This window comes from Bacillus sp. G1(2015b) (genome assembly GCF_001482475.1).
In the GTDB taxonomy this organism is placed as follows: Bacteria; Bacillota; Bacilli; order Bacillales; family Bacillaceae; genus Bacillus; species Bacillus safensis.
In genome coordinates, this window is sequence record NZ_LKIC01000003.1 from 107,773 (window position 1) to 133,336 (window position 25,564).

27 protein-coding genes are annotated in these 25,564 nt (G+C 42.8%); 22 read left to right on the forward strand and 5 right to left on the reverse strand.

Annotated elements, in window-relative coordinates; all coding sequences use genetic code 11:
- Window positions 1-5 precede the first annotated feature (5 nt).
- Window positions 6-2,882 (forward strand): excinuclease ABC subunit UvrA, encoded by a 2,877-nt coding sequence (gene uvrA / locus AMR95_RS03035; protein WP_058837557.1) that lies wholly within the window; start codon window positions 6-8, stop codon window positions 2,880-2,882.
- Between the two features lie 34 nt (window positions 2,883-2,916).
- Here the strand turns inward: uvrA and AMR95_RS03040 are convergent, their stop codons facing one another.
- Entirely contained in the window at window positions 2,917-3,147 is a 231-nt protein-coding gene (locus AMR95_RS03040; RefSeq protein WP_034281058.1) for a hypothetical protein, read from the reverse strand.
- Between the two features lie 197 nt (window positions 3,148-3,344).
- Between AMR95_RS03040 and AMR95_RS03045 the strand changes: the two genes are divergently transcribed.
- From AMR95_RS03045 to AMR95_RS03065, 5 genes are all read left to right on the forward strand, one after another.
- Window positions 3,345-3,680, forward strand: a complete 336-nt coding sequence (locus AMR95_RS03045; RefSeq protein ID WP_041088094.1) for a membrane protein — start codon at window positions 3,345-3,347, stop codon at window positions 3,678-3,680.
- Between the two features lie 11 nt (window positions 3,681-3,691).
- On the forward strand, window positions 3,692-4,783 hold the full coding sequence (locus AMR95_RS03050; RefSeq protein ID WP_058837558.1) for a DUF4097 family beta strand repeat-containing protein: 1,092 nt from the start codon (window positions 3,692-3,694) through the stop codon (window positions 4,781-4,783).
- 6 nt (window positions 4,784-4,789) lie between these two features.
- Window positions 4,790-4,984 carry a PspC domain-containing protein gene (locus tag AMR95_RS03055; protein ID WP_024423578.1) on the forward strand — a complete coding sequence of 65 codons (195 nt, stop codon included), beginning with the start codon at window positions 4,790-4,792 and terminating at the stop codon, window positions 4,982-4,984.
- Window positions 4,985-5,371 carry a phage holin family protein gene (locus tag AMR95_RS03060; protein WP_024423577.1) on the forward strand — a complete coding sequence of 129 codons (387 nt, stop codon included), beginning with the start codon at window positions 4,985-4,987 and terminating at the stop codon, window positions 5,369-5,371.
- A gap of 94 nt (window positions 5,372-5,465) precedes the next feature.
- Window positions 5,466-9,320: a metallophosphoesterase gene (locus AMR95_RS03065; RefSeq protein ID WP_058837559.1), complete on the forward strand. Its 3,855-nt coding sequence runs from the start codon at window positions 5,466-5,468 to the stop codon at window positions 9,318-9,320.
- A gap of 30 nt (window positions 9,321-9,350) precedes the next feature.
- Here the strand turns inward: AMR95_RS03065 and AMR95_RS03070 are convergent, their stop codons facing one another.
- Genes AMR95_RS03070 through nagA form a run of 3 tightly spaced genes read right to left on the reverse strand, consistent with a single transcriptional unit; the run spans window position 9,351 to window position 12,010 of the window.
- Window positions 9,351-10,076 (reverse strand): GntR family transcriptional regulator, encoded by a 726-nt coding sequence (locus tag AMR95_RS03070; RefSeq protein WP_058837560.1) that lies wholly within the window; start codon window positions 10,074-10,076, stop codon window positions 9,351-9,353.
- Window positions 10,077-10,094: 18 nt separating this feature from the next.
- Window positions 10,095-10,820: a glucosamine-6-phosphate deaminase gene (gene nagB, locus AMR95_RS03075; protein WP_058837561.1), complete on the reverse strand. Its 726-nt coding sequence runs from the start codon at window positions 10,818-10,820 to the stop codon at window positions 10,095-10,097.
- Window positions 10,820-12,010, reverse strand: coding sequence for an N-acetylglucosamine-6-phosphate deacetylase (nagA, locus tag AMR95_RS03080; RefSeq protein WP_058837562.1), 1,191 nt, complete (start codon window positions 12,008-12,010; stop codon window positions 10,820-10,822). The genes nagB and nagA overlap by 1 nt, the downstream gene beginning before the upstream one ends.
- 177 nt (window positions 12,011-12,187) lie before the next feature.
- Between nagA and hprK the strand changes: the two genes are divergently transcribed.
- The 8 genes from hprK to AMR95_RS03120 all read left to right on the forward strand — a co-directional run bounded on the left by hprK (window position 12,188) and on the right by AMR95_RS03120 (window position 17,992).
- Window positions 12,188-13,120 (forward strand): HPr(Ser) kinase/phosphatase, encoded by a 933-nt coding sequence (gene hprK, locus AMR95_RS03085; RefSeq protein ID WP_024423572.1) that lies wholly within the window; start codon window positions 12,188-12,190, stop codon window positions 13,118-13,120.
- A gap of 11 nt (window positions 13,121-13,131) precedes the next feature.
- Entirely contained in the window at window positions 13,132-13,956 is an 825-nt protein-coding gene (lgt, locus tag AMR95_RS03090; RefSeq protein ID WP_039181691.1) for a prolipoprotein diacylglyceryl transferase, read from the forward strand.
- A 19-nt stretch (window positions 13,957-13,975) separates the two neighbouring features.
- A complete protein-coding gene (locus tag AMR95_RS03095; RefSeq protein WP_039181688.1) occupies window positions 13,976-14,920 on the forward strand; it encodes a nucleoside recognition domain-containing protein in 945 nt (314 codons plus the stop codon).
- On the forward strand, window positions 14,917-15,567 hold the full coding sequence (ppaX, locus tag AMR95_RS03100) for a pyrophosphatase PpaX (RefSeq protein WP_058837563.1): 651 nt from the start codon (window positions 14,917-14,919) through the stop codon (window positions 15,565-15,567). The genes AMR95_RS03095 and ppaX overlap by 4 nt, the downstream gene beginning before the upstream one ends.
- A 1-nt stretch (window position 15,568) precedes the next feature.
- Window positions 15,569-16,087: an acyltransferase gene (locus tag AMR95_RS03105; RefSeq protein ID WP_058837564.1), complete on the forward strand. Its 519-nt coding sequence runs from the start codon at window positions 15,569-15,571 to the stop codon at window positions 16,085-16,087.
- A gap of 69 nt (window positions 16,088-16,156) precedes the next feature.
- A complete protein-coding gene (locus tag AMR95_RS03110; RefSeq protein WP_024423567.1) occupies window positions 16,157-16,585 on the forward strand; it encodes an Rrf2 family transcriptional regulator in 429 nt (142 codons plus the stop codon).
- A gap of 87 nt (window positions 16,586-16,672) precedes the next feature.
- Entirely contained in the window at window positions 16,673-17,314 is a 642-nt protein-coding gene (locus AMR95_RS03115; protein WP_058837565.1) for an NAD(P)-dependent oxidoreductase, read from the forward strand.
- Window positions 17,315-17,359: 45 nt separating this feature from the next.
- On the forward strand, window positions 17,360-17,992 hold the full coding sequence (locus AMR95_RS03120) for a DsbA family protein (RefSeq protein WP_058837566.1): 633 nt from the start codon (window positions 17,360-17,362) through the stop codon (window positions 17,990-17,992).
- Window positions 17,993-18,032: 40 nt separating this feature from the next.
- On the opposite strand, the gene AMR95_RS03125 is transcribed toward AMR95_RS03120, so the two are convergent.
- Window positions 18,033-18,824: a C39 family peptidase gene (locus AMR95_RS03125; protein WP_058837567.1), complete on the reverse strand. Its 792-nt coding sequence runs from the start codon at window positions 18,822-18,824 to the stop codon at window positions 18,033-18,035.
- Between the two features lie 233 nt (window positions 18,825-19,057).
- Between AMR95_RS03125 and AMR95_RS03130 the strand changes: the two genes are divergently transcribed.
- The 8 genes from AMR95_RS03130 to hisIE are packed head-to-tail and all read left to right on the forward strand — an operon-like array spanning window position 19,058 to window position 25,493.
- Window positions 19,058-20,233 (forward strand): ATP phosphoribosyltransferase regulatory subunit, encoded by a 1,176-nt coding sequence (locus AMR95_RS03130; RefSeq protein WP_058837568.1) that lies wholly within the window; start codon window positions 19,058-19,060, stop codon window positions 20,231-20,233.
- Window positions 20,226-20,873, forward strand: a complete 648-nt coding sequence (gene hisG / locus AMR95_RS03135; protein ID WP_058837569.1) for an ATP phosphoribosyltransferase — start codon at window positions 20,226-20,228, stop codon at window positions 20,871-20,873. The genes AMR95_RS03130 and hisG overlap by 8 nt, the downstream gene beginning before the upstream one ends.
- On the forward strand, window positions 20,870-22,156 hold the full coding sequence (gene hisD / locus AMR95_RS03140) for a histidinol dehydrogenase (protein ID WP_058837570.1): 1,287 nt from the start codon (window positions 20,870-20,872) through the stop codon (window positions 22,154-22,156). Before hisG ends, hisD begins: the two co-directional genes overlap by 4 nt.
- Complete coding sequence (gene hisB, locus AMR95_RS03145; RefSeq protein WP_024423560.1) at window positions 22,156-22,740, forward strand: imidazoleglycerol-phosphate dehydratase HisB; 585 nt, start codon at window positions 22,156-22,158, stop codon at window positions 22,738-22,740. Before hisD ends, hisB begins: the two co-directional genes overlap by 1 nt.
- Window positions 22,740-23,378 (forward strand): imidazole glycerol phosphate synthase subunit HisH, encoded by a 639-nt coding sequence (hisH, locus tag AMR95_RS03150; protein ID WP_058837571.1) that lies wholly within the window; start codon window positions 22,740-22,742, stop codon window positions 23,376-23,378. Before hisB ends, hisH begins: the two co-directional genes overlap by 1 nt.
- Window positions 23,375-24,112 (forward strand): 1-(5-phosphoribosyl)-5-[(5-phosphoribosylamino)methylideneamino]imidazole-4-carboxamide isomerase, encoded by a 738-nt coding sequence (gene hisA, locus AMR95_RS03155; protein ID WP_058837572.1) that lies wholly within the window; start codon window positions 23,375-23,377, stop codon window positions 24,110-24,112. Before hisH ends, hisA begins: the two co-directional genes overlap by 4 nt.
- Complete coding sequence (gene hisF, locus AMR95_RS03160) at window positions 24,109-24,867, forward strand: imidazole glycerol phosphate synthase subunit HisF (protein WP_047201833.1); 759 nt, start codon at window positions 24,109-24,111, stop codon at window positions 24,865-24,867. Before hisA ends, hisF begins: the two co-directional genes overlap by 4 nt.
- Window positions 24,864-25,493: a bifunctional phosphoribosyl-AMP cyclohydrolase/phosphoribosyl-ATP diphosphatase HisIE gene (gene hisIE, locus AMR95_RS03165; protein WP_058837573.1), complete on the forward strand. Its 630-nt coding sequence runs from the start codon at window positions 24,864-24,866 to the stop codon at window positions 25,491-25,493. The genes hisF and hisIE overlap by 4 nt, the downstream gene beginning before the upstream one ends.
- Window positions 25,494-25,564: the final 71 nt, after the last annotated feature.

The window sequence follows — 25,564 nt, forward strand, 5'->3', positions numbered from 1 at the left end:
GCCTGATGGCTATGGAACGAATAGAGGTGAAAGGTGCTAGAGCCCACAACCTTAAAAATATTGATGTGAATATCCCGCGTGACCAGCTAGTGGTCATTACGGGATTATCTGGTTCAGGAAAATCGTCGCTTGCCTTTGATACCATTTATGCAGAAGGTCAGCGCAGGTACGTTGAATCTCTTTCAGCGTATGCACGCCAATTTCTTGGGCAAATGGATAAACCGGATGTAGATGCCATTGAAGGTCTTTCTCCGGCGATTAGTATTGACCAGAAAACGACGAGCCGAAACCCTAGATCAACAGTTGGTACTGTCACTGAAATTTATGATTATTTGCGTCTCTTGTATGCTCGAGTCGGAAAACCGATTTGTCCTATACATGGGATTGAAATTACGTCACAAACGATTGAGCAGATGACAGATCGTATTTTAGAGTATCCTGAAAGAACGAAATTACAAGTGCTTGCGCCAGTTGTTTCCGGCCGCAAAGGAACACATGTGAAAGTACTTGATCAAATTCGGAAGCAGGGCTATGTGCGAGTGAGAGTCGATGGAGAGATGGAAGACCTTTCAGAAGATATCGAGCTTGAAAAGAACAAGAAGCATTCCATTGAAGTGGTTATTGATCGTATCGTGGTGAAGGAAGGTGTGGCTGCTCGTCTGTCTGACTCACTTGAAACCGCGCTGCGGCTGGGCGAAGGCCGAGTGATGATTGATGTGATTGGACAAGAAGAGCTGTTATTCAGCGAACATCATGCTTGTCCGCATTGCGGGTTCTCTATTGGTGAACTTGAGCCGAGAATGTTTTCATTTAATAGTCCTTTTGGTGCCTGCCCGAGCTGTGATGGGCTCGGTTCCAAACTAGAAGTCGACCCTGAGCTTGTCATTCCTAATAAGGATCTGACTTTACGTCAGCATGCCATTGCACCATGGGAGCCGCAAAGCTCGCAATACTATCCTCAGCTTCTTGAGGCCGTATGTACACATTATGGCATCGACATGGACATTCCTGTGAAAGATATCCCATCGCATTTATTTGATAAAATTTTATATGGAAGCGGATCTGAACGGATTTATTTTAAATACGAAAATGATTTTGGACAGGTACGTGAAAATGAAATTGAGTTTGAAGGTGTTCTTCGTAATATTGAACGACGCTATAAAGAAACCAGCTCTGATTATATTCGTGAGCAAATGGAAAAATATATGGCGAATCAGCCATGTCCGACATGTAAAGGATATCGTCTGAAAAAAGGAACGCTGGCGGTTCTCATCAATGGCAAGCATATCGGAGAAATCACCGATTTGTCTGTCTCTGATGCCCTTGATTTCTATGAAAAAATCGAGTTGTCTGAGAAAGATTTGCAGATTGCCCAGCTCATTTTGCGTGAAATAAAAGAGCGCCTGTCTTTCTTAAATAATGTGGGATTAGATTATCTGAATTTGAGCCGGTCAGCTGGCACACTATCAGGTGGAGAAGCGCAGCGGATTCGTCTGGCGACTCAAATCGGGTCAAGGCTGACAGGTGTTCTTTATATATTAGATGAACCATCCATTGGTCTGCATCAGCGCGATAATGACCGGTTGATCGGGACGTTGAAAAACATGCGCGACATCGGGAACACACTGATTGTCGTCGAGCATGATGAAGATACCATGCTAGCCGCTGACTATTTAATAGATATTGGACCTGGAGCAGGAGTTCATGGAGGAGAAGTGATTTCAGCTGGAACGCCAGAAGAAGTCATGAAGGACCCGAAATCATTAACAGGGCAATATTTATCTGGTGAGAAATTTATTCCGCTGCCAATTGAGAGAAGAAAGCCTGACGGCCGCTATATTGAGATAAAAGGTGCAAAAGAAAACAACCTGAAAAACGTGAATGCGAAGTTTCCTCTTGGCGTCTTTACAGCTGTGACCGGAGTATCCGGCTCAGGGAAAAGTACGCTTGTGAATGAAATTCTATTAAAATCACTTTCACAAAAATTGCACAGAGCGAAGGCAAAGCCAGGGCAGCACAAAGAAATCAAAGGAATGGATCATTTGGATAAGGTCATTGATATTGATCAATCTCCAATTGGCCGTACACCGAGATCGAACCCTGCCACGTATACAGGTGTCTTTGATGATGTGCGGGATGTGTTTGCACAAACCAACGAAGCAAAGGTAAGAGGTTATAAAAAAGGCAGATTCAGTTTTAACGTCAAAGGCGGGCGCTGTGAGGCGTGCCGCGGGGATGGCATCATTAAAATTGAAATGCACTTTTTGCCAGATGTGTATGTACCTTGTGAAGTGTGTCACGGGAAACGTTATAACCGTGAAACTCTTGAGGTCACATATAAAGGGAAGAACATTGCTGATGTGCTGGAAATGACGGTGGAGGACGCACTCCAATTTTTCGAGAATATCCCGAAAATTAAGCGGAAGCTTCAAACGATTTATGATGTGGGGCTTGGATACATTACACTTGGACAGCCTGCAACGACATTGTCCGGAGGAGAGGCGCAGCGCGTGAAATTGGCATCTGAGCTTCACCGCCGTTCAAACGGAAGGTCTCTTTACATTTTGGACGAGCCGACAACAGGTCTGCATGTGGATGATATTGCCCGTTTATTAAAAGTGCTTCAGCGTTTGGTTGAGAACGGTGATACGGTGCTGGTCATTGAGCACAACCTTGACATTATCAAGGCTGCTGATTACCTCGTTGATCTCGGACCAGAAGGCGGTGCAGGCGGCGGAACGATCATTGCCTCTGGCACTCCTGAGGACATTGCAAAAGAAGAAGCATCTTACACAGGCCAATACTTGAAGCCTATTTTAGAGCGTGACCGTAAGCGTATGAAACAGCTGGTCAAAGAAACAGAAAGTGTGACTTCTTCATAAAGAAAACCCCTCTTTTTATCGAGGGGTTTTTCTTTTATTGCACATCTTCCTTCGGCATTAAATTACTGAGGTGCGTTAAATCCTTTAAAATATGCGTGCTGCTGCTGTCGAGCAGTACCTTTAAATAACGGATATCACCATACTTTGGATGAGACGGATGAATGGTCTCAAGCTCCTTGATCATATCGCTGTTCATGCTTTTCTGTTTCTGTATAAGGTCTAAAAGCGTTTGAGCCGTGTGGTTTGAATTATGATGATCTGTCAAAATAATTACCCCCTATAATGATAATCACCATCTTTTCAACATATTTTAAAGGGTAATCTGTGAAGAATCTACTCTTAGGTGCAAAAAGAAATAATTTGTGTCTAAGGTCATATGTAAATCGAATGATTTTGAAACTTTTTATACGCAATAAACGTATGAGTTAGAAAGGAATTTTCGTTATGAAGGAGCGAATATATATGAATAGAGATCAGTCGATTATTGCTTCTATTTGTTACTTTAGTGTATTTTTTATGCCGTTTATCGTACCGATCGTGGCGGTTTTTGTAGTAGACCAAAAGGAAACGAAACGGCATGCGATGCGGGCATTATGGTCACATCTTTTGCCGGTCGCAGCATGCATTCTATTGGTTTTTGGGTCTATCCCGTTTTTATTGGCGACACAGGCAGGCGACTCGCTCATTCCAGTCATGACGGTGTTCATCTTGTCTTTTTTAGTAGCCATTGGCTTTTTGATCTCTGTCATTTGGAATATCATTCAAGGTATTAAAGTACTTCAATCCATCAAATCTTAGGAGGGCTTTGTATGAATGAAAAAGAACGAATTTTAAAATTAGTAGAAGACGGGGTATTATCAGCAAAAGAAGCAATTACGCTGTTAGAAAAATTAGAAGAAGGTCAGTCCGTCTCATTAGAAAAGTCTACGGATGATCACACCTTTCATGAAGAAAAAGCTGGAGCAGAGAGTAAAGGAAACGGCACCGAAAATCTTGGGGCAAAGCTGTTTGGCTGGTTAGATACTGCGGTGAAAAAGGTAAAAGACGTGGATCTTGATTTGAACTTTGGACAGTCCGTTGATGTTGAGCATATTTTTCAGTTCAAAGACGCATCGCTCTCTCATTTAGATATTCAATTAGCGAACGGCAGCCTCAACGTGATGCCTTGGGACGATCGAGATATTCGAGCAGAGTGTCATGCGAAAATCTACCGTGCAGAGGATGGAGAGCAGGCAAGGCAGCAATTTCTCAATCAATTGGACTGCGGGCTTGAAGGAGATAAATTTTTTATTCGAACCGAAAAGAAGACGATGAAAGTCAATGTTACTTTATACGTACCGCGTATCCAATACGATAAGATCAAGGTCAAGCTGTTTAATGGGCCGATTCGCGGGGAAAAGCTAAAGACAAAAGAACTTGCCGCGAAAACCACAAATGGTGTTGTCTCTTTTGCCTCGTTACAGGCAGAAAAAGTCGGAATTGAAACAGCAAACGGACAAATCAAACTGGCAGATCACGAGTGTGGTATGATTGAAGTAGAAACCATCAATGGGCTCATAGACCTGCGCGGGAAAAGTGAATCAATTGATGCCCAAAGCTTTAACGGAAATATTGCGGTTCAGCTGTCAGATGAAAAGTGCCGTTCCATCTATGCGAAAACGACAACAGGCAGTGTGGACGTTCAGATCCCGCGCGCATGTGCAGTGACCGCTGAGCTGAAAAGCAATCTCGGGTCTATCTCTCATGATTTACTTGATGCAGAGATGATTAAAGAAAAAAATGAAACATTACAAAAAGAGAAAATGATCAAAGCCAATCAACAAGCGGCGCACAGTATATCCATTTTTGCAGAAACAAAAACAGGCTCAATACAAGTAAAGCACCAATCAGACAAGGAGTGATTCTACATGAAGAAACTTTATCGTTCAGCAACAGATAAAAAAATAGCGGGTGTTGTTGGTGGACTTGCGGAATATTTAAGTGTTGATGCATCGCTGCTTCGCATTTTAACCGTCATCATCGGATTTTTGACAGCATTTATGCCGATCTTTCTGATCTACTTCATCTGGTATTTTGTTGTTCCGGAAGAAGGCACTAAATAAATGCTTAGATGGATCGTCAGTATTTTAGTAAATGCATTACTTTTAATCGTCATTGCTGGATATTTTGATTCAGGCATTCTGCCTGGGCTCGGGAGCGTGTATATTGAAGGGTTTGGCGCAGCCATTGTGGCAAGTATCATTTTGTCCTTGCTCAATATTTTAGTGAAGCCGTTTTTGATCATTTTAACGCTTCCAGTGACCGTCCTTTCTCTAGGATTGTTCTTATTTGTCATCAATGCCATTACACTCATGATGACATCGAGCTTTATGGGAGATAGCTTTAACATTGATGGATTCGGAACGGCCATTTGGATGGCTGTCATTTTGTCCATTTTCCATCTGTTGATACAAAAAGGAATCGTAGAGCCGTTAGCGAAAAAAAGCTAACGGTTTTTTTGTGCAAATTTGTATCGTTTCTCCGTTCCATCTGACATAAAAACCACCTTCAGGAGACACAATATCCGAAGGGAGGCGGTGCAAGATGGTGAACGTGAGCAGACAAATCATGCTTTTATGTTTTTTTATCATTCTTTTTTGTTTCAGTCAGCCTGCTTCAGCAAGGCCTTTTCTTCAAACAGAAGTGAATGTACCGGACAAGCCTTTTTCGCCTTTTATCTTTGATCAATTTCATGTGGATGTCCGCCCGGTTCAAGGAAAAAGCCATGACCTTCAGTTTCGTGCGTCCATTAGTGACCAAGAACAGATTTTGTCTGCGAACTTGTATTATAAACAAAGTGATGAACTGGGGTATCGCTTGATTCCAATGGAACGGCTGCCCGGAATGAAGCCAGAATTTACAGCGAAAATTCCGCCAGATCAATTATGGAATCCAACCGTTCATTACTATACAGAGTTCCTTACGCAAAAATCAGTGATCAAAACAGCAGAGAAATCGGTTCATTTAAATGGATTTGAAGAGGATCTTTCGCATATTCCGGACTTATTCATCACAGAAATTGTCGTTAATTCAAAAAACCGAAAAGGCAAAGATGCTTTTGAGTTTATCGAAGTGTATAACACGACACATGCGCCTATCTCACTTAAACATTATCAGCTCCGCTACCGCAATCCCACGCAGGGTATCGAATTGGATGATGTATATTCCTTTCATAAAAATCCAATCACCATTTCACCTGGAAAACCTTATGTTTTTTGGCTGAGAAAAAAAGGGCAGGAGCATTTAACTGTAGCGGACTTTAATGCCATGTACAAAACCCAATTAAAAGAGGGCGAGCATCTAACCATTATCGAGAGCAAAGGGCTGTCCAACTCTAAATCTCGTCTTGTTTCGATCACAACAAATATAGGTGAAGAGATTTCTTCTGCCGCATTTCGTTTGAAGCCATCATGGTTTAGCGAGCATAAATCCTTGCTGTTTAAGTATCCAATGGATGGTACGACGCAGACGAAGCTGATTTCGAAAATTGAGGAAGAGCCCACTCCAGGTAAAGTGCTAAAAGCACAAATTCCATCTGAGAAAAAGGAAATTTCTCAAGATATCCATAAACCTGTGATTGAAGATATGACGATAAGGAAACCGGTGAAACCAACTGAAAGCGTAGAGATTAAAGCAGATGTCCAGGATGATCAGGCCGTGAAAACCGTCAAGCTGCGTTATCGAACGAATCGAAAAGAAGCGTTCAAGGAAATACTGCTGCAAAAAGACCAAAATGACCGGTTATTTCATCATATTATTTATTCACCTGAGTTGATTGGGAAGGAACAATTGGAATATCAGCTTGAAGCGTCAGATGGCGAAAATGAAGCCAAAACGTTGAAAAAAACGGTTGATGTTGAGCAGGTTAGCAAAGCCCACGGTCTCCGATTCAATGTAGAAGAGGGAGATACGGTTTCAGGGTTATTTTCATTAAAGGCAACGTCTGATCAGAAAAAAAGCATCGAATTACGGATTGATGGAAAACGGAATCAGCAAGTATCCGCTGCCCTTGAAGCAGATCCATATATCGCATTTGATGTCAAAGGAACAAATTTATATTTTAAAAATGGGGTGTCTATAGGTAAGCGTTTACTTTCTGTTTTTGATGATTCGACAAAAGTGTACCGTACCTATACAATGCCAATACCAGAAGAAGAGATAAAAAAGGCAGGTCTCCAAACGATCTCATTCCACGCTGGCACAAAGTCTTCTCCGATAGACAGGCTCCCTGGAGAGAATCATGATGATTTTGAATTGAAAAACGTCAGGATGATCTTATCGAATGGAACACAAATTCAGCCAATCAATGCGAAGCCGCAAAAGGAATGGAGAATGGGAGACAGCGGGAACGCAAAAAAGGTTAGAACGTTTCAATTTGAGATTCCAAAAGAGGCTTATGTCTCAACCTATATAAAGTGGGATACAAAAAGGCTGAAAGAAGGGCCACACCTAATTGAGGCCAAAACCTCAGACGAGCATGCTTCAGTACGTGTGAAAGTTGATAACACTGGGCCGAGAATTAAGACCAACGTACAAGCAAAGGATCAATATAAAGGCGCCTTTACATTAAAAGCAAAAGTAACGGATCGCTGGAGTGACATAGAGGAGTTGAAGGCGTATGTAGATGGCAAACCAGTTTCTTTGCCATATCAGACGTCCTCTAGTGAATTAAAGCCTGGGAAGCACACGTTTATGATCAAAGCAAAAGACGCTGCTGGGAACATGTCGACGTTGAAAAAAGAGTTCAAGACCGTACATGAGCATCCAGAAACACCAGAACGGGTGGCAGATAAGACGAAAATGAAATCATCAAAGCAAACTGTGCTAACCAAGGATCCAACCAATGATAAGTTAGATTACTCTTTTTATCGTGCCTATCAATATACATCGCTGCATCCTTCAATGAAGATTTTTAAGTATGCAGCAGAGACAGAGCCGCCAAAGAGTTTTCTTCAAAAAGGAGAAATGATTTTTTCTGATCAAGAAAGGAACCGCATTGCATTTGTTGATGGGAAGGCAGTTGAAACGAAGGATTTACAACGTTTTCCTTATCATCGTTTTCAAATTAAGGTTCATCATGATGTGCGCGAAAAGGATGTCGTCGAAGCTGTATGGAAAGGGAGTTCATTGTCGGGGAGAAAGGTGACAATGTACGCATGGAATCACCAGCAGGAAAAGTGGGATAAAATCACTCATCACTTTGCCAAGGATCAAAAGGAATTTTACCTAAAAGGGCTGCTGTCAGTGAGACAGTACATGAAGAATCAAACGTTTGATTTGCTAGTACAGGATGAAATCAGCAAATCACAAAAGCCATATAAGATGGTGTGGATGTCTGACACTCAATATTATGCAAAGAGCTATCCTCATATCTTTAAACAAATGGTCGAATGGATCAGAGATCAGAGGGAGAAATTAAACATTCAATATGTGTTCCATACAGGCGATATTGTGGATGATTCAAAGGATAAGCAATGGCACCGTGCTGATACATTTATGCGTGTATTAGATGAGAATCACATTCCCTATGGTGTTTTAGCAGGAAATCATGATGTTAGACACAAGGACGGTTTATATGCGGAATACGGGAAATATTTCGGGGAAAAACGTTTTGCTGATAAGCCTTACTATGGTGAATCCTATCGAAACAATAAAGGTCATTATGATCTCATCTCTGCCGGCGGCAATGATTATATGATGGTGTACATGGGCTGGGGGATTAAGCAGGATGAAATTGATTGGTTAAACCGCGTGATTTCTGAGCATCCAGATCGTATTGTCATTTTAAATTTCCATGAGTATTTGTTAGTGAGCGGCAACCGAAGCCCGATTGGCGAGCTCATCTTCCACCAAGTGGTGAAACGCCATCCTAATATTGTGGCAGTATTTAGCGGCCACTACCATGGAGCCAGCAGGAAAGTAGATGAGCTTGATGATGACCATGATGGAAAAGCAGACAGGAAAGTATATCAAATACTCGCCGATTATCAGTCAGGACCTGAAGGTGGGCAAGGGTTTATGAGGGTCATAACAGCCGATCAAGAAAAAAATCAGCTTCATTTTACGACATATTCACCTTACTTGAATAAAGAGCATTTTTACGATCCTAAAACGTATGGAGATCAAGATGAATTTTCAATCGATGTGGATTTGACACCGAAAATGAAATCTGTCAAAACCAATTATTTTGAACTCAATGTGTATACGAATGTTCTTCTAGGAGAAGCGCGCGGCGTAAAAAGCGGCAAAAAAGCGAGCTTTGAGTGGAAGGGCTTAAAGCCAAATGAAGATTATTATTGGTACACTGTAGCAAAAGATCGTTTCCAAGGAAAAGCCATTTCACCAATATGGAAAATTCATACAAAAAATGATAATGAAACAAAATTTCTTAGGAAATAAAAAAACAGTGCTCCGTGTCAGGGGCACTGTTTATCTTTCCATTGTATGAATGAGCTTGTAACGATCCCCTCTATAAACGGAAACTACATACTCAAATGGAACGTCTTGTTGAAAAAAAGTCGTTCTTGTTATGGACAGTACAGGATCGCCTGTTGAAATAGACAGCAAGTGTGCTTCTTCCTTTGAGGCAACATTGGCTTCAAGCTCCTGTTTGGCATGAGCAATGACATGACCAGTGTGAGTTTCTATATATTCATATAAAGAGCCAGTTAAATGTTCCTTTGTTAAATCTCCTGCAAATCTTTCAGGTATATAGCTCGTTTCAATCGCCATCGGTTCATCATTTGCAAGGCGTATCCGTTTTAGTTCAAAGACATCATCACTAGTTGACAGTTGTAAGGCTGTCAGCAAGTGCTCTGGACATACGGTTTTTTTGAAGTCAATCAGCTGGCTTGATGCTTTGAGCCCTCGCTGCCGCATATCCTCTGAAAAGCTTGTTAAGCCTTGAAGCGGCTGTTCAAATTTTTTTCGGCTAACAAAAGTGCCTTTACCTTTTTGTCGATACAAATATCCTTCGTTCACAAGATTCGATAAGGCTTGTCTGACAGTCATTCGACTAATACCAAAGCGTTCGGCATATTCTCTTTCAGAAGGAATGAGTGTATCAGGTGCTAATGTTCCATCCTCAATCTGCTTTTTCAAGTTCTCCATAATCTGATGGTACATCGGAATAGGTGACTGCTTATCAATAAACATGTGAAAATCCTCTCGTTTTTAGCGTAGTGATCCAGCTTCTCGATCAATCAAAACTGTTACATCTTCATGGAGTTTCAGTGCAGATGCTGGGAAGTCTGGATGAATCTCTGCCTGTTCTAAATATTGTATCACTTTCGCTTTTGATTTTCCCGAAGCAAGAAGGAGAATCTTTTTACTTGAAAGAATGCTCGCAATTCCCATTGTGATCGCATGAGTAGGTACCTCATCAATAGAAGAAAAGTATCTTGCGTTAGCCTGTCTCGTGTTCTCATCTAATTGCACGACATGAGTCTTTGAGTTGAAAGGGGTACCAGGTTCGTTAAAACCGATATGTCCATTTTGACCGATTCCAAGGAGCTGAAGATCGATGCCACCTACATCCTCAATAAGCTGGTCATATCTTAAGCATTCCTTTTCTAAGTGAGCTGCATTGCCATTTGGAAGAAAATACTGACTCTGAGGGAGATCAATATGGTCAAATAAATGACGTTTCATGTAGGTCATATAACTATTTTCGTGTTCTGGATCAAGCCCTGCATATTCATCTAAATTGATTGTTTTTGTTTGCTTGAAAGACAATTGATGTGCTTGATGAAGTTGAATTAACTCTTTGTAAGTATCAATAGGTGTACCGCCCGTTGCTAGGCCGAGTACGGCATCGGGTTTAGCAGCTATTGCATGTGCAATAATGGCGGCTGCTTCTTTTCCTAATTGCTCCTTGCTTTCAAATTCGATGATGTTCATTAGTGGTTGGCCTCCTTTTTTTCAAAGACGATTTGTCCACGGCAGATCGTCATCATCAGTTCACCAGATTCATCCCAAATCACCAAATCTGCTAGTTTTCCAATTTCGATGGAACCGAGCTGTTGATCAAGTCCCAGCTGAGCGGCTGCATTGGTTGAGGTCATTTTCGCAATCTCTGTCCACTCACAATTTGTGAGCTGTTTCATCCGTTTGACGCCATCTTTCATTCGCAAAATCGATCCTGCAAGTGTACCATCTTCCAGCAATGCTTTTTCGCCGCTGACTGTGACCGTCTGACCACCAAATTCGTATGTTCCATTACCGAGCCCTTTTGCACGCATCGAGTCTGTGATCATGATTAAACGATCACTTCCTTTTGCCAAATACGCAAGCTTGATGGAAAGAGGATGGGAGTGAACCCCATCTGTGATCAGCTCGGTATAAAGGTTCTCATTCGTAAGAGCAGCACCTACAGCGTTCGGTTCACGATGCTGAAACGAACTCAGTGCATTATAAAGGTGCGTTACATGGCGTGCACCATGCTTAGCTGCTAAATTAATCATGTCATGTTGGGCATTCGTATGTCCAATAGAAGGGATCATGTTCTTTTCCTGTAACAGGGACAGAAAAGCAAAATCTGTGTCTTCCTCAGGCGCAAACGTGACAATTCGAATTAGCTGTTCAGATGCATCCAGCCATTTTTTAAAAAGCGGAATATCGGGCTGTTTAATCCATTGAACAGGCTGTGCCCCTGCCTTATCTTTAGAAATAAATGGACCTTCTAGGTGGATTCCTAGACATTGCGCCTGACTTCCTGCATGTTCTTCATTACTTTGTTTCCACTGAGCGACATTTTTAAGTGCCTGCTCAATCTCATGATGGTTTTGTGTAATGGTTGTCGCTAAAAAACTTGTCGTTCCTTCTGATGGAAGGTTGTCAGCGAGTGTATTCATCGCTTCTGCTGTCGCATCCATCATGTCTGCACCATATCCACCATGGATGTGAATATCAATCATTCCAGGGAGTAAATAAAAGTTTTCCCGGGAAATATATACTTTTTCATAATTTCCTGTCGGTGGTGATGTTGAAATATAGTCAATCTTGCCATCGCGTAAACCGACAAAACCGTTTTCAATGATCTTTGTCTTTGTCACAATATGAATATTGGAGAGCAATAAAGAACCGCTCATGTTTGAGCCCCCTTATTCGTTATCTTTCATTTAAGTTTACTCTTTTTAAGTATAGTTGTCTATACCAGTGAGGGCGGTGAAACAGGAACAGGATAAAATACTGTTTTGGGTTCATCATTGAAAGTGATAAAATAGAGCTGTATTTCTGAATCGCCTGTGATAAAAGGAGGAAGAAGCGTGCCGAAAGTTCGTACGAAGGACATAATGGAACAATTTCATCTTGAACTGGTAAGTGGGGAAGAAGGGATTAATCGTCCCATTACAATCAGTGATCTTTCCAGACCAGGTATTGAAATGGCTGGTTATTTTACATATTACCCAAAAGAAAGAGTTCAACTTTTAGGGAAAACAGAGCTTTCTTTTTTTGAACAGCTCCCAGAACGCGAACGAAAGCAGAGAATGATGTCTCTTTGTACAGATATTACCCCTGCCATTATTCTGTCTCGAGATCGTGATGTGCCGAAGGAATTAATCGAAGCATCAAATGAAAATGGCGTGCCCGTTTTACGATCTAGCCTAAAAACGACAAGACTTTCGAGTCGATTGACCAACTTTTTAGAAAGTAAGCTGGCACCAACGACTGCCATTCATGGTGTGCTCGTCGATGTATATGGTGTAGGTGTATTATTAATTGGGAAAAGCGGAGTAGGAAAAAGTGAAACAGCCTTAGAATTAGTGAAGAGGGGACATCGCCTCGTTGCAGACGATTGCGTGGAAATCCGTCAAGAGGATCAGGATACGTTAGTCGGAAGTGCACCAGAGCTGATTGAACATCTTTTAGAAATCCGCGGGTTAGGCATTATTAATGTGATGACCTTATTTGGAGCAGGCGCTGTCAGAAGTTATAAGAGAATTACGATTGTGATGAATCTGGAGCTTTGGGAACAAGGCAAACAGTATGATCGTTTAGGACTTGAAGAAGAGAAAATGAGAATTATTGATACAGATGTGCCGAAGCTGACGATCCCTGTGCGGCCAGGTCGAAACTTAGCGGTTATCATTGAAGTGGCTGCGATGAACTTCAGGCTGAAACGTATGGGACATAATGCAGCAGAACAATTTACAAGTAAACTTGCCGATGTCATTGAAGACAATGGCCAAGATGAATAGGAGTTGACTATATGAACGAAGCAATTCAGCCAATTGATCCGATCGCTTTTCAGCTCGGACCTATTTCGGTTCATTGGTATGGTGTGATTATTGGGGTCGGAGCCTTGCTTGGACTCTGGCTCGCACTGAGAGAATGTGAAAAAAGAGGAATCAATAAAGATCTGTTTATTGACTTAATCTTATTTGCCATTCCAATCGCGATTATTTGTGCCCGAATTTATTATGTATCCTTCGAATGGGATTACTATCAGCAGCATCCAAACGAAATCATTAAAATCTGGAATGGTGGAATTGCGATTCACGGCGGGCTGATTGGTGCCGTGCTGACAGCCATCGTTTTTACAAAAGTGAGAAAGGTATCGTTTTGGAAAATAGCTGATGTCGCAGCACCAAGTATTTTACTAGGGCAGGCAATTGGACGCTGGGGGAACTTTATTAACCAAGAAGCGCATGGTGAGGCGGTTTCAAGAGCCTTTTTAGAAAATTTGCATCTGCCTGAGTTTATCATTAATCAAATGTATATTGATGGTACCTATTATCACCCGACGTTCTTATACGAATCATTATGGAATCTTGCCGGTGTTGTCATATTGATTTTATTACGAAGAACTTCGCTGCGCAGAGGCGAAATCTTCTTGTCTTATTTAATTTGGTATTCAATCGGCCGTTTCTTCATTGAAGGGATGAGAACAGACAGCTTAATGCTGACAGAACATCTTCGAATCGCACAGATGATTTCGATTGCGATATTCGCAGTGGCTGTTCTACTGATTTTCTTTAGAAGAATGAAAGGATACGCATCAATTCCGTATAAAGAGAACAATTCATCGAATTAAGCAGGGGGGATGAGAAGAGATGAGAGAGACATGGAAAAACGGCTTGAAAGCAGGGCTATCGACAACTTGGACTCTTGGCAAAGTTATCTTTCCAGTAACTATTCTCGTCAGTATCTTGCAGCATACGCCTGTCATGGATTGGATCATCCGATTCATTCAGCCATTTATGGGGCTGTTTGGTCTTTCGGGGGAAGCAGCGATTCCGCTTGTATTAGGAAACATGCTGAATTTGTATGCGGGAATTGCAGCCATTTTGACATTAGAGCTTCCTGTGAAGGAAGTGTTTATTTTGGCAGTGATGTTGTCCTTTTGCCATAACCTGATCATCGAATCGACAGTGGCAGCAAAGGTTGGACTGAGAGTATCTGTGATTTTGCTGGTTAGAATCAGTCTTGCTGTTATTTCTGCTATTGTCATTCATCTCGTTTGGCAGGGAGGCGAGGAGCCGGCGCAATATGGACTTTTGAGTGCAGCTCAGGCGGCTGATGTGCCTTCCAGCTGGTACATGATTGTTCTGCTTGCTATACAAAAAGCAGTACTCGGTGTGCTGCAGCTTGCCTGTATCGTTATCCCGCTCATGATCATCATTCAATTCATGAGAGATTTAGGTTGGCTTCATACACTGTCTAAGTGGCTGTCACCTTTTACTAGAATGCTTGGAATGAAAGAAAATACGTCTATGACAATGGTGGCTGGATTAACGATTGGTCTGGCGTATGGAGCCGGCGTGATGATGAAGGCAGTGGAAGAGGACGGTGTGAGTAAAAAGGACTTAACCCTTGCTTTTATTTTCCTCGTTGCCTGCCATGCGGTGGTCGAAGATACGCTGGTTTTTATTCCACTTGGTATTCCAGTATGGCCGCTTCTTGTGATCCGCCTGATTTCTGCAATTTTATTGACAGCTGCCATTAGCTATATTTGGCGGAAGCGGGAACATGCAGCTGTTAGAAAGGAAGCCATATGAACGAATCGACGATCAACACAGTGCTATTTGATTTAGATGGCACATTAATCAATACAAATGAATTAATTATTGCTTCATTTCAGCATACGCTGGATCATTATTACCCTGGTCAGTACAGCCGTGAGGATATTCTTCATTTCATTGGTCCGTCCTTGTTTGATACATTCTCTGCGATGGATCCTGAGTTGACGGATGACATGATTCAGATGTACCGCACGTTTAATCATAAGCAGCATGATCAGCTTGTGACTGAATATGAGACCGTTTTAGACACATTGAAAGTCCTGCAGGATCGAGGATTTAAGCTCGGTATTGTCACAACGAAGATACGGGATACGGTTTTAATGGGATTGAAGCTGACCGGTTTAGAGCCGTTCTTTGAGGTCATTGTGACGCTCGATGATGTACAAAATGAGAAGCCGCATCCGGAGCCTGTTCAGCTTGCATTATCAAAGCTTGGAAGTGATCCGCATGAAGCGGTGATGGTCGGTGATAATTATCATGACATTTTGTCTGGTCAAGCGGCAGGGACAAAAACGGCAGGTGTGGCTTGGTCTATTAAGGGAGAAGAGGCCCTTTTAAAGCATCGCCCTGACTTCATGCTGAAGAAAATGAGTGATCTCCTGGCGATTGTTGGAGCTGATTAAGTTGAGAAAAACAGATCGATATCCTGTAAAAGGGGTCAATTCGCTGCGGCAAGTCTATCGGACAGTTCCCTTTTTCAAAGTGGTGAAAAATTTCATTTTTATTCAAATAGCAAGGTACACGCCGTTTATGGGAATGAAGAATTGGATATACCGAACCTTTCTTCGTATGAAGGTCGGCGAGGATACGGCGTTTGCCTTAATGGTGATGGTTGATCTGATGTTTCCTGAGAAAATCACCGTCGGTCGAAATAGTGTAATCGGTTATAACACGACCATCTTATCCCATGAGTATTTGATTAAAGAGTACAGACTTGGGGAAGTCTATATTGGTGATGAAGTCTTAATTGGAGCTAATTCCACTATTTTACCTGGTGTGACCATTGGGGATGGAGCAATTGTATCGGCTGGCACACTTGTTCATAAGGATGTGCCAGCAGGCTCATTTGTTGGAGGAAATCCAATGCGCATGATTTATACGAAGGAAGAAATGGAAGCACGTCAATCTAAGTCTGCTGAGTAGCTCGGCAGACTTTTTTGTTGACAATGTGACATGGTGTAACTATAATGATTACAACAGAGGTGAGAAAACATGAAAATCAGCAGCAGATTTACTGTCGCTGTCCATATTCTGGCCTTGCTATCACTTGAAAAAGGATCTTTACAGACATCGGAGGATATCGCAGGAAGTGTGAATACAAACCCAGTGGTCATCCGCCGCATTATGAGTAAATTAAAAAAAGCAGGCCTAATCTCAACGAGTCTTGGCAAAGGTGGTTCTCAGCTGAACCGCAGTGAAGACGACATCACATTGCTCGATGTGTATAAAGCGGTTGAAGTCGTAGATGAGGGTGAATTGTTTCAAATTCATGAAAGCCCAAATCCTGACTGTCCGATCGGTGCAAATATTCAAGCGGTGCTTGAATTAATTTTATGCCGCGCTCAAAGTGCGATGGAGCAAGTACTTGCTGAGATCAAATTAAGTGAACTAACGCATGTGCTAATCAAAAAAATTGGATGATCAATTCAATTTTTTTTACCTCTGTTGTAACTGTATTGGTTACACCTTTCTTTATCAACATAAAACCATATTGCAGGAGGAGTTAACATGAAAATTGGAATTATTGGCGCAACAGGAAAAGCAGGACAAGAAATTGTGAAAGAGGCTCAATCAAGAGGACATGAAGTAACGGCAATCGTCCGCGATGCACAAAAAGTGACTGATTCATCACTAGCTGTTCTTGAGAAGGATGTGTTTCACTTGCAAGCAGATGACATCAAAGGATTTGATGTGATTGTGAATGCATTTGGCGCACCTCCTGGACAGGAGCATCTTCACGTAGAAGCAGGGAAAAAGCTGATTGATATTTTAAAAGAAACACCTGAGACTCGTTTAATCGTTGTTGGCGGAGCAGGAAGTCTATTTGTAGATGAGGCGAAAACAACAAGACTTGTGGACACACCAGAATTTCCGAAGGAGTATGTGCCTACTGCTTCTCAGCAAGGAGAAAATCTAAAAGATCTTCAACAGTCAGAGGGATTAAAATGGACATTCCTCAGTCCAGCCGCATTCTTTAATCCAGCTGGCAAACGTACAGGTTCATACGTGAAAGGGAAAGACAATCTGATTGTCAATTCTAAAGGTGACAGCTATGTAAGCTATGCTGACTACGCCATTGCACTGGTTGATGAAGTGGAGCAGGCAGCCCATGTTGGAGAACGTTTTACCGTCGTATCTGAAGCTGAATAAGCAGGTTCATGGCCGCCTAAAAATGATAAATGGGGAGTCTAACGTATGAACGAGCAAGAATTGTCTTTCATTTATGTATGGGATGCGTATTGTGGCTGGTGTTATGGATTTTCAAACAGTATCCGCACTTTGCATGAAAATCATCCGGATATATCACTAACACTTGTGTCGGGTGGTTTATTTGTAGGGGAAAGGAGTCTTCGGATAAAGGATTATCCGCACATTCCAGAAGCAAATCAGCGTATTAGTCAGCTGACTGGTGTCGAGTTTGGTGAACGTTATCAGAAGCTGCTAGCAAACGGAACGTTTCTTTTAGACTCTGAGGCTGCGGCCATTGGTTTTTCTGCATTAAGATCCATCGCACCTGAGCATTCATTGTACTTGGCTTCATCGATGCAAAAGGCTTTTTATCAAGACGGAAAAAGTCTGAGTGATGAGGAAACGTATCGGGAGATCGCTTTGGCGCATCATCTTGATCCTGACGCAGTCATTGAACGTATGAAAACAAAAGAAGCGATCAATGATGCATATGCTGACTTTGCGAAGGTTCATCAACTTCATGTGAATGGCTATCCTACACTTTTATTAAAAAGAGGGGATGAATACTTCAGCTTGGGCGGAGGTGCAATGACGGCTGAAAAGCTTGAAGACCGCCTGAAGGAATTTCTAGAAAAATAAATCATTTAAAAACAACCTCTATGCGGATAGAGGTTGTTTTTTACGCTTTAATGATAATCGCCTGACTGCCCATCTGTTCCCAAGAATCTTCAAATTGATCACGGTCGACCTTTTGATTCTTTTCTCCATATGGGTTATTCAAGTAGACATGCTCCTTGTCATAGCCTGTGATGACTACGCTATGCACATTAAAGCTTACATCTATTTTGCCATTTGGTGTATTCCAAGTTTCGATGTTATCGGTTTTGTCGAAGGTGGATGTCGTAATCACCCAGACGGGATAGCCCTTTTCAAGTGACTGATAGATGGCCTTTTTAACAGGCTTTCCGGTTAAGTCGACAACTTGATCGCCCGCGTATTTTTTCGCAAGCTGATAAATCGGTTCGTGGTAAACCCCAAGACCCGGTCCATTCTCCATATCGCCTACAAATCCGTCATGAGGGTCACCTTTTAAGCCATTTTCATAATTGAGCGGAACACGTTTGATTTCATTTGCCAATGCGTTTTTCGTTACGTGTTCATAGCCGCTGTAATGAAGTAGCATCGCTAAGCTCGTGACTTCGCATCCATTATAAAGCCTTGGTGCATCCATTTGATTGTAGAGAATGACGTCCATGGCTTTTTTGCTTCCTTTTAGTGAATGATGTGTGGTTTCTGCTTTTTTTGTTGAACGAGTTTCTTCAGCCGCGAGTGCCGTATCGTTTTCTTTTTTTGCTGCTTCTTGCGGCGAAGCTGTTTTCTTGACTTGGTCGATTTGTGAAACGTATATAAAGCCGAAATAAACAAGACATGCGCACAACAAAGTTAAGATTAATGTCTGGATGAACTTCACTGTTAATCTCCTGTGTTATTCAATATTTTTAAGTATTATAGCACGTTCCTTCACCGAACATGCAGAAAAGGCACAGGTGTCACTTGAATGTAATAATTCCAGAATATGTTGATGAAAATAGAGAGAAATAAAAATGATTGATTTAATCACTTTATTTTGTTAGCATATTATCATATTAGCGAACTAAAGGATTCGGAATTTTTTGTTTTAATGTGTTGGAGGTGCGGAAGAACATGTTTATGTTTGAGAAACCATATGGTATGCGGGATTCATTACCTGGATTGTATGAGACGAAGAAAAAAGTGAGACATTCTTTAACAGAGGTCATGAATGGTTGGGGTTTCCGTTTAATGGAGACACCAACGCTTGAATTTTACGATACAGTCGGTGTGCAATCGGCGATTACTGATACACAACTTTTTAAACTTCTTGATCAAAACGGGCAAACCCTTGTACTGAGACCTGATATGACAGGTCCGATTGCAAGGGTGGCGGCTTCTAAGCTTCATGAACAGGCGTATCCGCTTCGTGTCGGGTATGCAGCGAGTGTGTTTCGTGCGCAGGAAAGAGAAGGCGGAAGACCATCAGAATTTGAGCAGGTCGGAATTGAATTGATTGGTGATGGTTCGATTAGTGCAGATGCTGAAGTCATCGCACTTGCCGTATTTGCCTTAAAAAATGCCGGGCTAAGGTCCTTCAAAATCGCGATCGGGCATGTCGCTTTAGCAGAGACGTTATTTGTCGATGTACTCGGAAATACAGAGCGTGCAAACGTCCTTCGCCGCTTCTTATATGAAAAGAATTATGTAGGATACCGTCAGCATGTGAAACAATTACCGCTTTCCTCCATCGATAAAATGAGGCTGTTACAGCTTTTAGAGTTAAGAGGCGGCCAAGAAGTGATAGAGCGGGCAGAGGAAATCGTCGTTTCACAAGAAGGAAAAGAGGTGCTCGCACAGCTAAAGTCGCTATGGGAGACACTTGAAGATTACGGCTGTACAGAATATATCCGTTTAGATTTAAGCATGGTGAGTCATATGAGCTATTATACGGGTATTTTGTTTGAAGTATTTGCTGATCATGTTGGATCGGTCATCGGAAGTGGCGGTAGATATGATCAATTACTTGCTCATTTTAATGCACCCGCACCAGCTACAGGGTTCGGACTTCGACTAGACCGTCTTCTTGAAGCGCTGGATGCGAAAGAGATCAATGAGCCGCAGGAAGCTGTGATTTTTAGCAAAGAACAAAGACTTGAAGCTTTTGCTTTTGCAGAAAAGGAGCGGTCAAAAGGGAAAAAGATCGTCCTGCAAGACTTAGCGGGGATTGAAAATATTGACGCGATGACCAAGGCATTTGAACAGGTGACTTATTTTATCGGCGCTAGAAAGGAAGAGCGAAATGGGTAAAGTGTTGACGATGGCGATGCCAAAGGGCCGGATATTTGAAGAAGCAGCCGGGCTGTTAAGACAGGCGGGGTACCAGCTGCCAGAGGAATTCGAAGATTCAAGAAAATTAATCATAGATGTACCAGAAGAAAACCTCCGCTTTATTTTAGCTAAGCCAATGGATGTGACCACCTACGTAGAGCACGGTGTGGCGGATGTTGGCATTGCAGGGAAGGATGTCATGCTCGAAGAAGCTCGTGATGTGTACGAAGTGCTCGATTTAAACATCAGTAAATGTCATTTAGCTGTTGCTGGTTTGCCAGGAGCGAGCTGGGGTGGTGTCGCACCGCGTGTGGCAACAAAGTACCCAAATGTCGCATCGTCCTATTTTAGAGAGCAAGGGGAGCAGGTGGAGATCATTAAGCTGAATGGTTCCATTGAATTAGCACCGCTCATTGGGCTTGCCGATCGCATTGTTGACATTGTCTCTACAGGTCAAACACTAAAGGAAAATGGACTTGTGGAAACGGAGCATATTTGTGATATCACGTCACGTTTTATTGTCAATCCTGTGAGCTACAGGATGAAGGATACGGTGATCGATGAAATGGCACAGCGTCTTGCAAGAATTATTGAAGGAGAAGAGGAGGAATCATCATGAACATCACCTGCATACAAGAAGGTGAGACAGATACTCTCTCACTCAAACGGACTTTAGATACAGGAACAGAAGAGCAGCGTCAGGCTGTTCAGCGCATTATACAAGAAGTGAGAACAAATGGTGATGAAGCTGTACGGTCTTTTACAAAGCAATTCGATGGCGTGTTGATTGAACATCCGCTTGTCACAGAAGGTGAAATGGAAGAAGCTTACCAACGTTTGGATAAAGAGATGGTTCAGATTATCCAAACGGCTATCAAGCATATTCGCACATACCACGAGCGCCAGCTGACCTCTTCTTGGTTTTATCACCAAAAGGACGGCTCAATGCTTGGTCAAAAGGTGACACCGCTTGATGCGGTAGGTGTGTATGTCCCGGGTGGAACAGCTGCTTATCCATCATCCGTCTTAATGAATGTAATCCCTGCGCTAGTTGCTGGCGTTGAACGAATCGTTCTTGTGACACCCCCTGGGAAAGATGGACGTCTCTCTGACGCTGTCTTAGCTGCGGCGAAGGAGCTTGGTATTTCTGAGATGTATAAAATGGGCGGTGCACAGGCGATTGCGGCACTTGCCTATGGAACGGAAAGCATCAAGCCTGTTGATAAAATCACAGGTCCAGGGAACATTTATGTAGCGCTGGCAAAGAGGGAAGTATTTGGTCAGGTAGATATTGATATGATTGCAGGTCCAAGTGAAATTGCAGTTCTAGCAGACGAAACAGCAATCGCGCATGAGGTAGCGGCGGATTTACTTTCGCAGGCAGAGCATGATGCCCTTGCATCTAGTATTTTGGTAACACCGTCTAAGACACTTGCTGAAAGCGTGCAGGCTGAAGTCAGAAAGCAGCTTGATACTTTGCCGAGAAAATCAATCGCAGCACAATCCATTCAAGATCATGGCCATATTTACGTGACAGAATCAATTGATCGTGCAGTAGACGTCGTCAATCAATTAGCACCAGAGCACTTAGAGGTGCTGACAGCATATCCAGAATCACTTCTTGGTCAAATCAAGCATGCGGGTGCGATTTTCTTAGGACGCTATAGTCCAGAGCCGGTGGGCGATTATTTTGCAGGGCCGAATCATGTGCTGCCAACAAACGGAACAGCTCGATTCTCCAGCCCGCTTGGTGTGACTGATTTTCAAAAGAAAACGAGCATTATTTCATATAGTCAAGAGGCCTTTGAAACACACCGGGAAAGCATTGCCGCTTTTGCCAGATTAGAAGGGCTTGAAGCACATGCAAGGTCGATTGAAGCGAGAAAGCGGGAGGAATCGTAATGAGACAGGCGAAAACAGCGAGAAAAACAAATGAAACGAACATTTCATTAGCGCTAGAAATTGATGGAGAAGGAAAAGCGGATATTCAAACAGACGTCCCTTTTATGACGCACATGCTTGATTTATTTACGAAGCATGGACACTTTAATTTGACCGTCGATGCGAAAGGAGATACGGATGTTGATGATCACCACACAACAGAAGATATCGGCATTGTGCTCGGGCAAATGTTTAAGGAAGCGTTAGGCGATAAAAAGGGAATTAAGCGGTATGGTTCAAGCTTTGTTCCGATGGACGAAACTCTTGCCCAGGTCGTGGTCGATTTAAGCAATCGTCCTCATTTGGAAATGAGAGCGGCCTTTCCAAGTCAAAAGGTAGGTACCTTTGATACAGAGCTAGTACATGAGTTTCTGTGGAAATTTGCACTTGAAGCCCGGATCAACCTTCATGTCATTGTTCACTACGGAACGAATACACACCATATGATTGAAGCCATTTTTAAAGCGATGGCACGTGCCTTAGATGAAGCAACAACCATTGATCCACGTGTGAAAGGAATTCCTTCGACAAAGGGGATGCTCTAATGATCGGAGTCATTGATTACGGAATGGGAAATTTGTTCAGCGTATCAAAAGCACTGGAACGAGCAGGTGCCCGTTATATCGTTTCCTCTGATGTGGAGGAGCTGAAAAAAGCAGATGCTTATATTTTGCCCGGAGTTGGTTCGTTTCGTGATGCAATGCAGCTGTTAAAAGAGACTGGACTTGAGGCGTTTATTCATCAAGTTGTGCAGGAAGGAAAGCTGTTATTCGGCATTTGCCTTGGCATGCAGCTGTTATTTGAAGAAAGCGAAGAGGCAGGCCGCACAAAAGGATTGGGGCTGTTAAAAGGGCGTGTCGTTCTTTTAAAAGATCGTGATCAGGACGGGAAAAGGCTGAAGGTACCTCATATGGGGTGGAATGAGCTCACATTTCATCAGCCCTCCCCATTGTTTGACGGTGTACCAGAAGGATTTGCATACTTTGTTCACTCTTATTATGTGAGTGATATGAACCCAGATGAGCAATTAGCAAGCGCGGACTATGGTGTTCAAGTACCAGCAATCGTTGGCAAGGGAAATGTGCTTGGTGCACAGTTTCACCCTGAAAAAAGCAGTACAACGGGAATGGCGCTGCTCAAACAATTTATTCAATTAGCAAACGAACAGAGGGTGAGCAAATGAGTGAGTTTACATTATATCCAGCGATTGATATGAGAAATGGCAAATGTGTACGTCTTGTACAAGGTGATTATGATCAAGAAACCATTTATGGAGATTCACCGCTCGACATGGCCGCGAAATTTGCGAAGGATGGAGCAACGTGGATTCATCTTGTGGATCTAGATGGTGCAAAAGCAGGGAAACGTGTCAATCATGAGCATGTGCTGGCGATTGCATCTTCTTTAGATGTGAAGGTACAAATCGGCGGCGGTATTCGGACAGAAGAAGACGTTGCTTTTTATTTAAAGAGCGGCGTCGATAGAGTGATACTTGGCAGCTCAGCTGTATCTAACCCAGCCTTTGTGAAAAAAATGCTGGCGCAATATGGAGAGAAAATCGCAATTGGGATTGATGCGCGAAATGGCTTTGTATCGACTGAAGGGTGGCTTGAAACGTCTAAAGTGAAGGCAGAGGAGCTCGGCAGGGAATTGGCAAAGGAAGGCGCAGAGGTCTTTATTTTCACCGATATTCAAATGGATGGCATGCTGTCTGGTCCCAATGTGGAAAGCACGGTTCGCTTAGCAGAAGCAACCGGCAAACAAGTGATTGCTTCAGGCGGTGTCAGCGCGGTAGCTGATCTTCAAAAGCTGTCAGCGCAAAAAGAAACTGGTGTGTCTGGTGCGATCATTGGAAAAGCACTTTACACGAAGCAGTTTACTTTAGCGGAAGCATTTGAAGGGCTTGACCGCATATGATGACAAAACGAATCATCCCATGTCTTGATGTGAAGGAAGGGCGTGTTGTCAAAGGAGTGCAATTCCTAGGCTTAAAGGATGCTGGTGATCCGGTAGAATTAGCGCAGATCTATGATGAGGCAGGGGCGGATGAACTTGTCTTTCTAGATATTTCTGCGTCGCATGAAGGCCGGAAAACGATGGTGGATGTGGTTAAACAAGTCGCGTCCACTCTTGCCATACCATTTACGGTAGGAGGCGGGATTAACCACCTTGATGACATGAAGCGTATATTAAGAGCGGGTGCAGACAAAGTATCTGTCAATACAGCAGCTGTGTTAAGGCCAGAACTGATTTCAGAAGGTGCTGACTTTTTTGGCTCCCAGTGTATCGTTGTCGCAATTGATGCAAAATACGATGAAGAGAAAAAAGCATATATGGTCTATACACACGGGGGACGCCGTCAAACAGATTTAGAGGTTAGCGACTGGGCGAAGGAAGCTGTGCAAAGAGGTGCAGGAGAGATTTTACTGACAAGTATGGATGCCGATGGTGAAAAGACAGGCTTTGATCATCGATTGACAAAGCTTGTATCAGAGGCAGTCACTGTGCCAGTTATCGCTTCTGGCGGCGCTGGCAATGCCCAGCATATGCTGGAGGCATTTACAAAAGGAGAAGCTGATGCAGCATTAGCAGCCTCCATTTTCCATTACAAAGAAACCTCCATTCACGAGGTAAAGACATATTTGAGAGAACACGGGGTGAAGGTCAGATGAAACAGGCAAATGAATTAACTTTTAATGAAGCAGGCCTGATTCCTGCGATTGTACAGGATGCTCAAAGTAAGGAAGTACTGACGCTGGCATATATGAATCAAGAATCCTATGAAAAAACGCTGGAGACAGGTGAAACATGGTTTTATAGCCGGTCGAGAAACGAGCTTTGGCACAAAGGCGCCACCTCCGGACATACCCAGCAAGTGAGTTCTATCCGATATGACTGCGACAAGGACGCTTTGCTTGTCCTTGTCGCGCCAAGCGGCCCAGCCTGTCATACTGGCAGCTATAGCTGTTTTTCGGAAGAAGGCGTAAAGCGTCAAAGCGAAGAGCAGGATCGTTTTGCGATATTAAATGAACTTGAACAGGTCATTGCAAAGCGTCAGGCGGAAATGCCTGAAGGTGCTTATACTACCTATCTATTTGAAAAAGGGGTCGATAAAATCCTGAAAAAGGTAGGGGAAGAAGCGTCTGAGGTGATCATTGCAGCGAAAAACCGGGATCAAGAAGAATTGAAATGGGAAACAGCGGACCTCCTCTATCATCTTCTTGTGCTATTACGTGAACAGCAATTACCGCTTGATGATGTATTAAAGGTATTAAAAAAGCGTCATCAAGGTGAATGAAAAGCCGGGGGATATCCCAGGCTTTTTATTTTTAAATGAAAAACAAATCCTTCCTTTCCTTTTGTTCTATG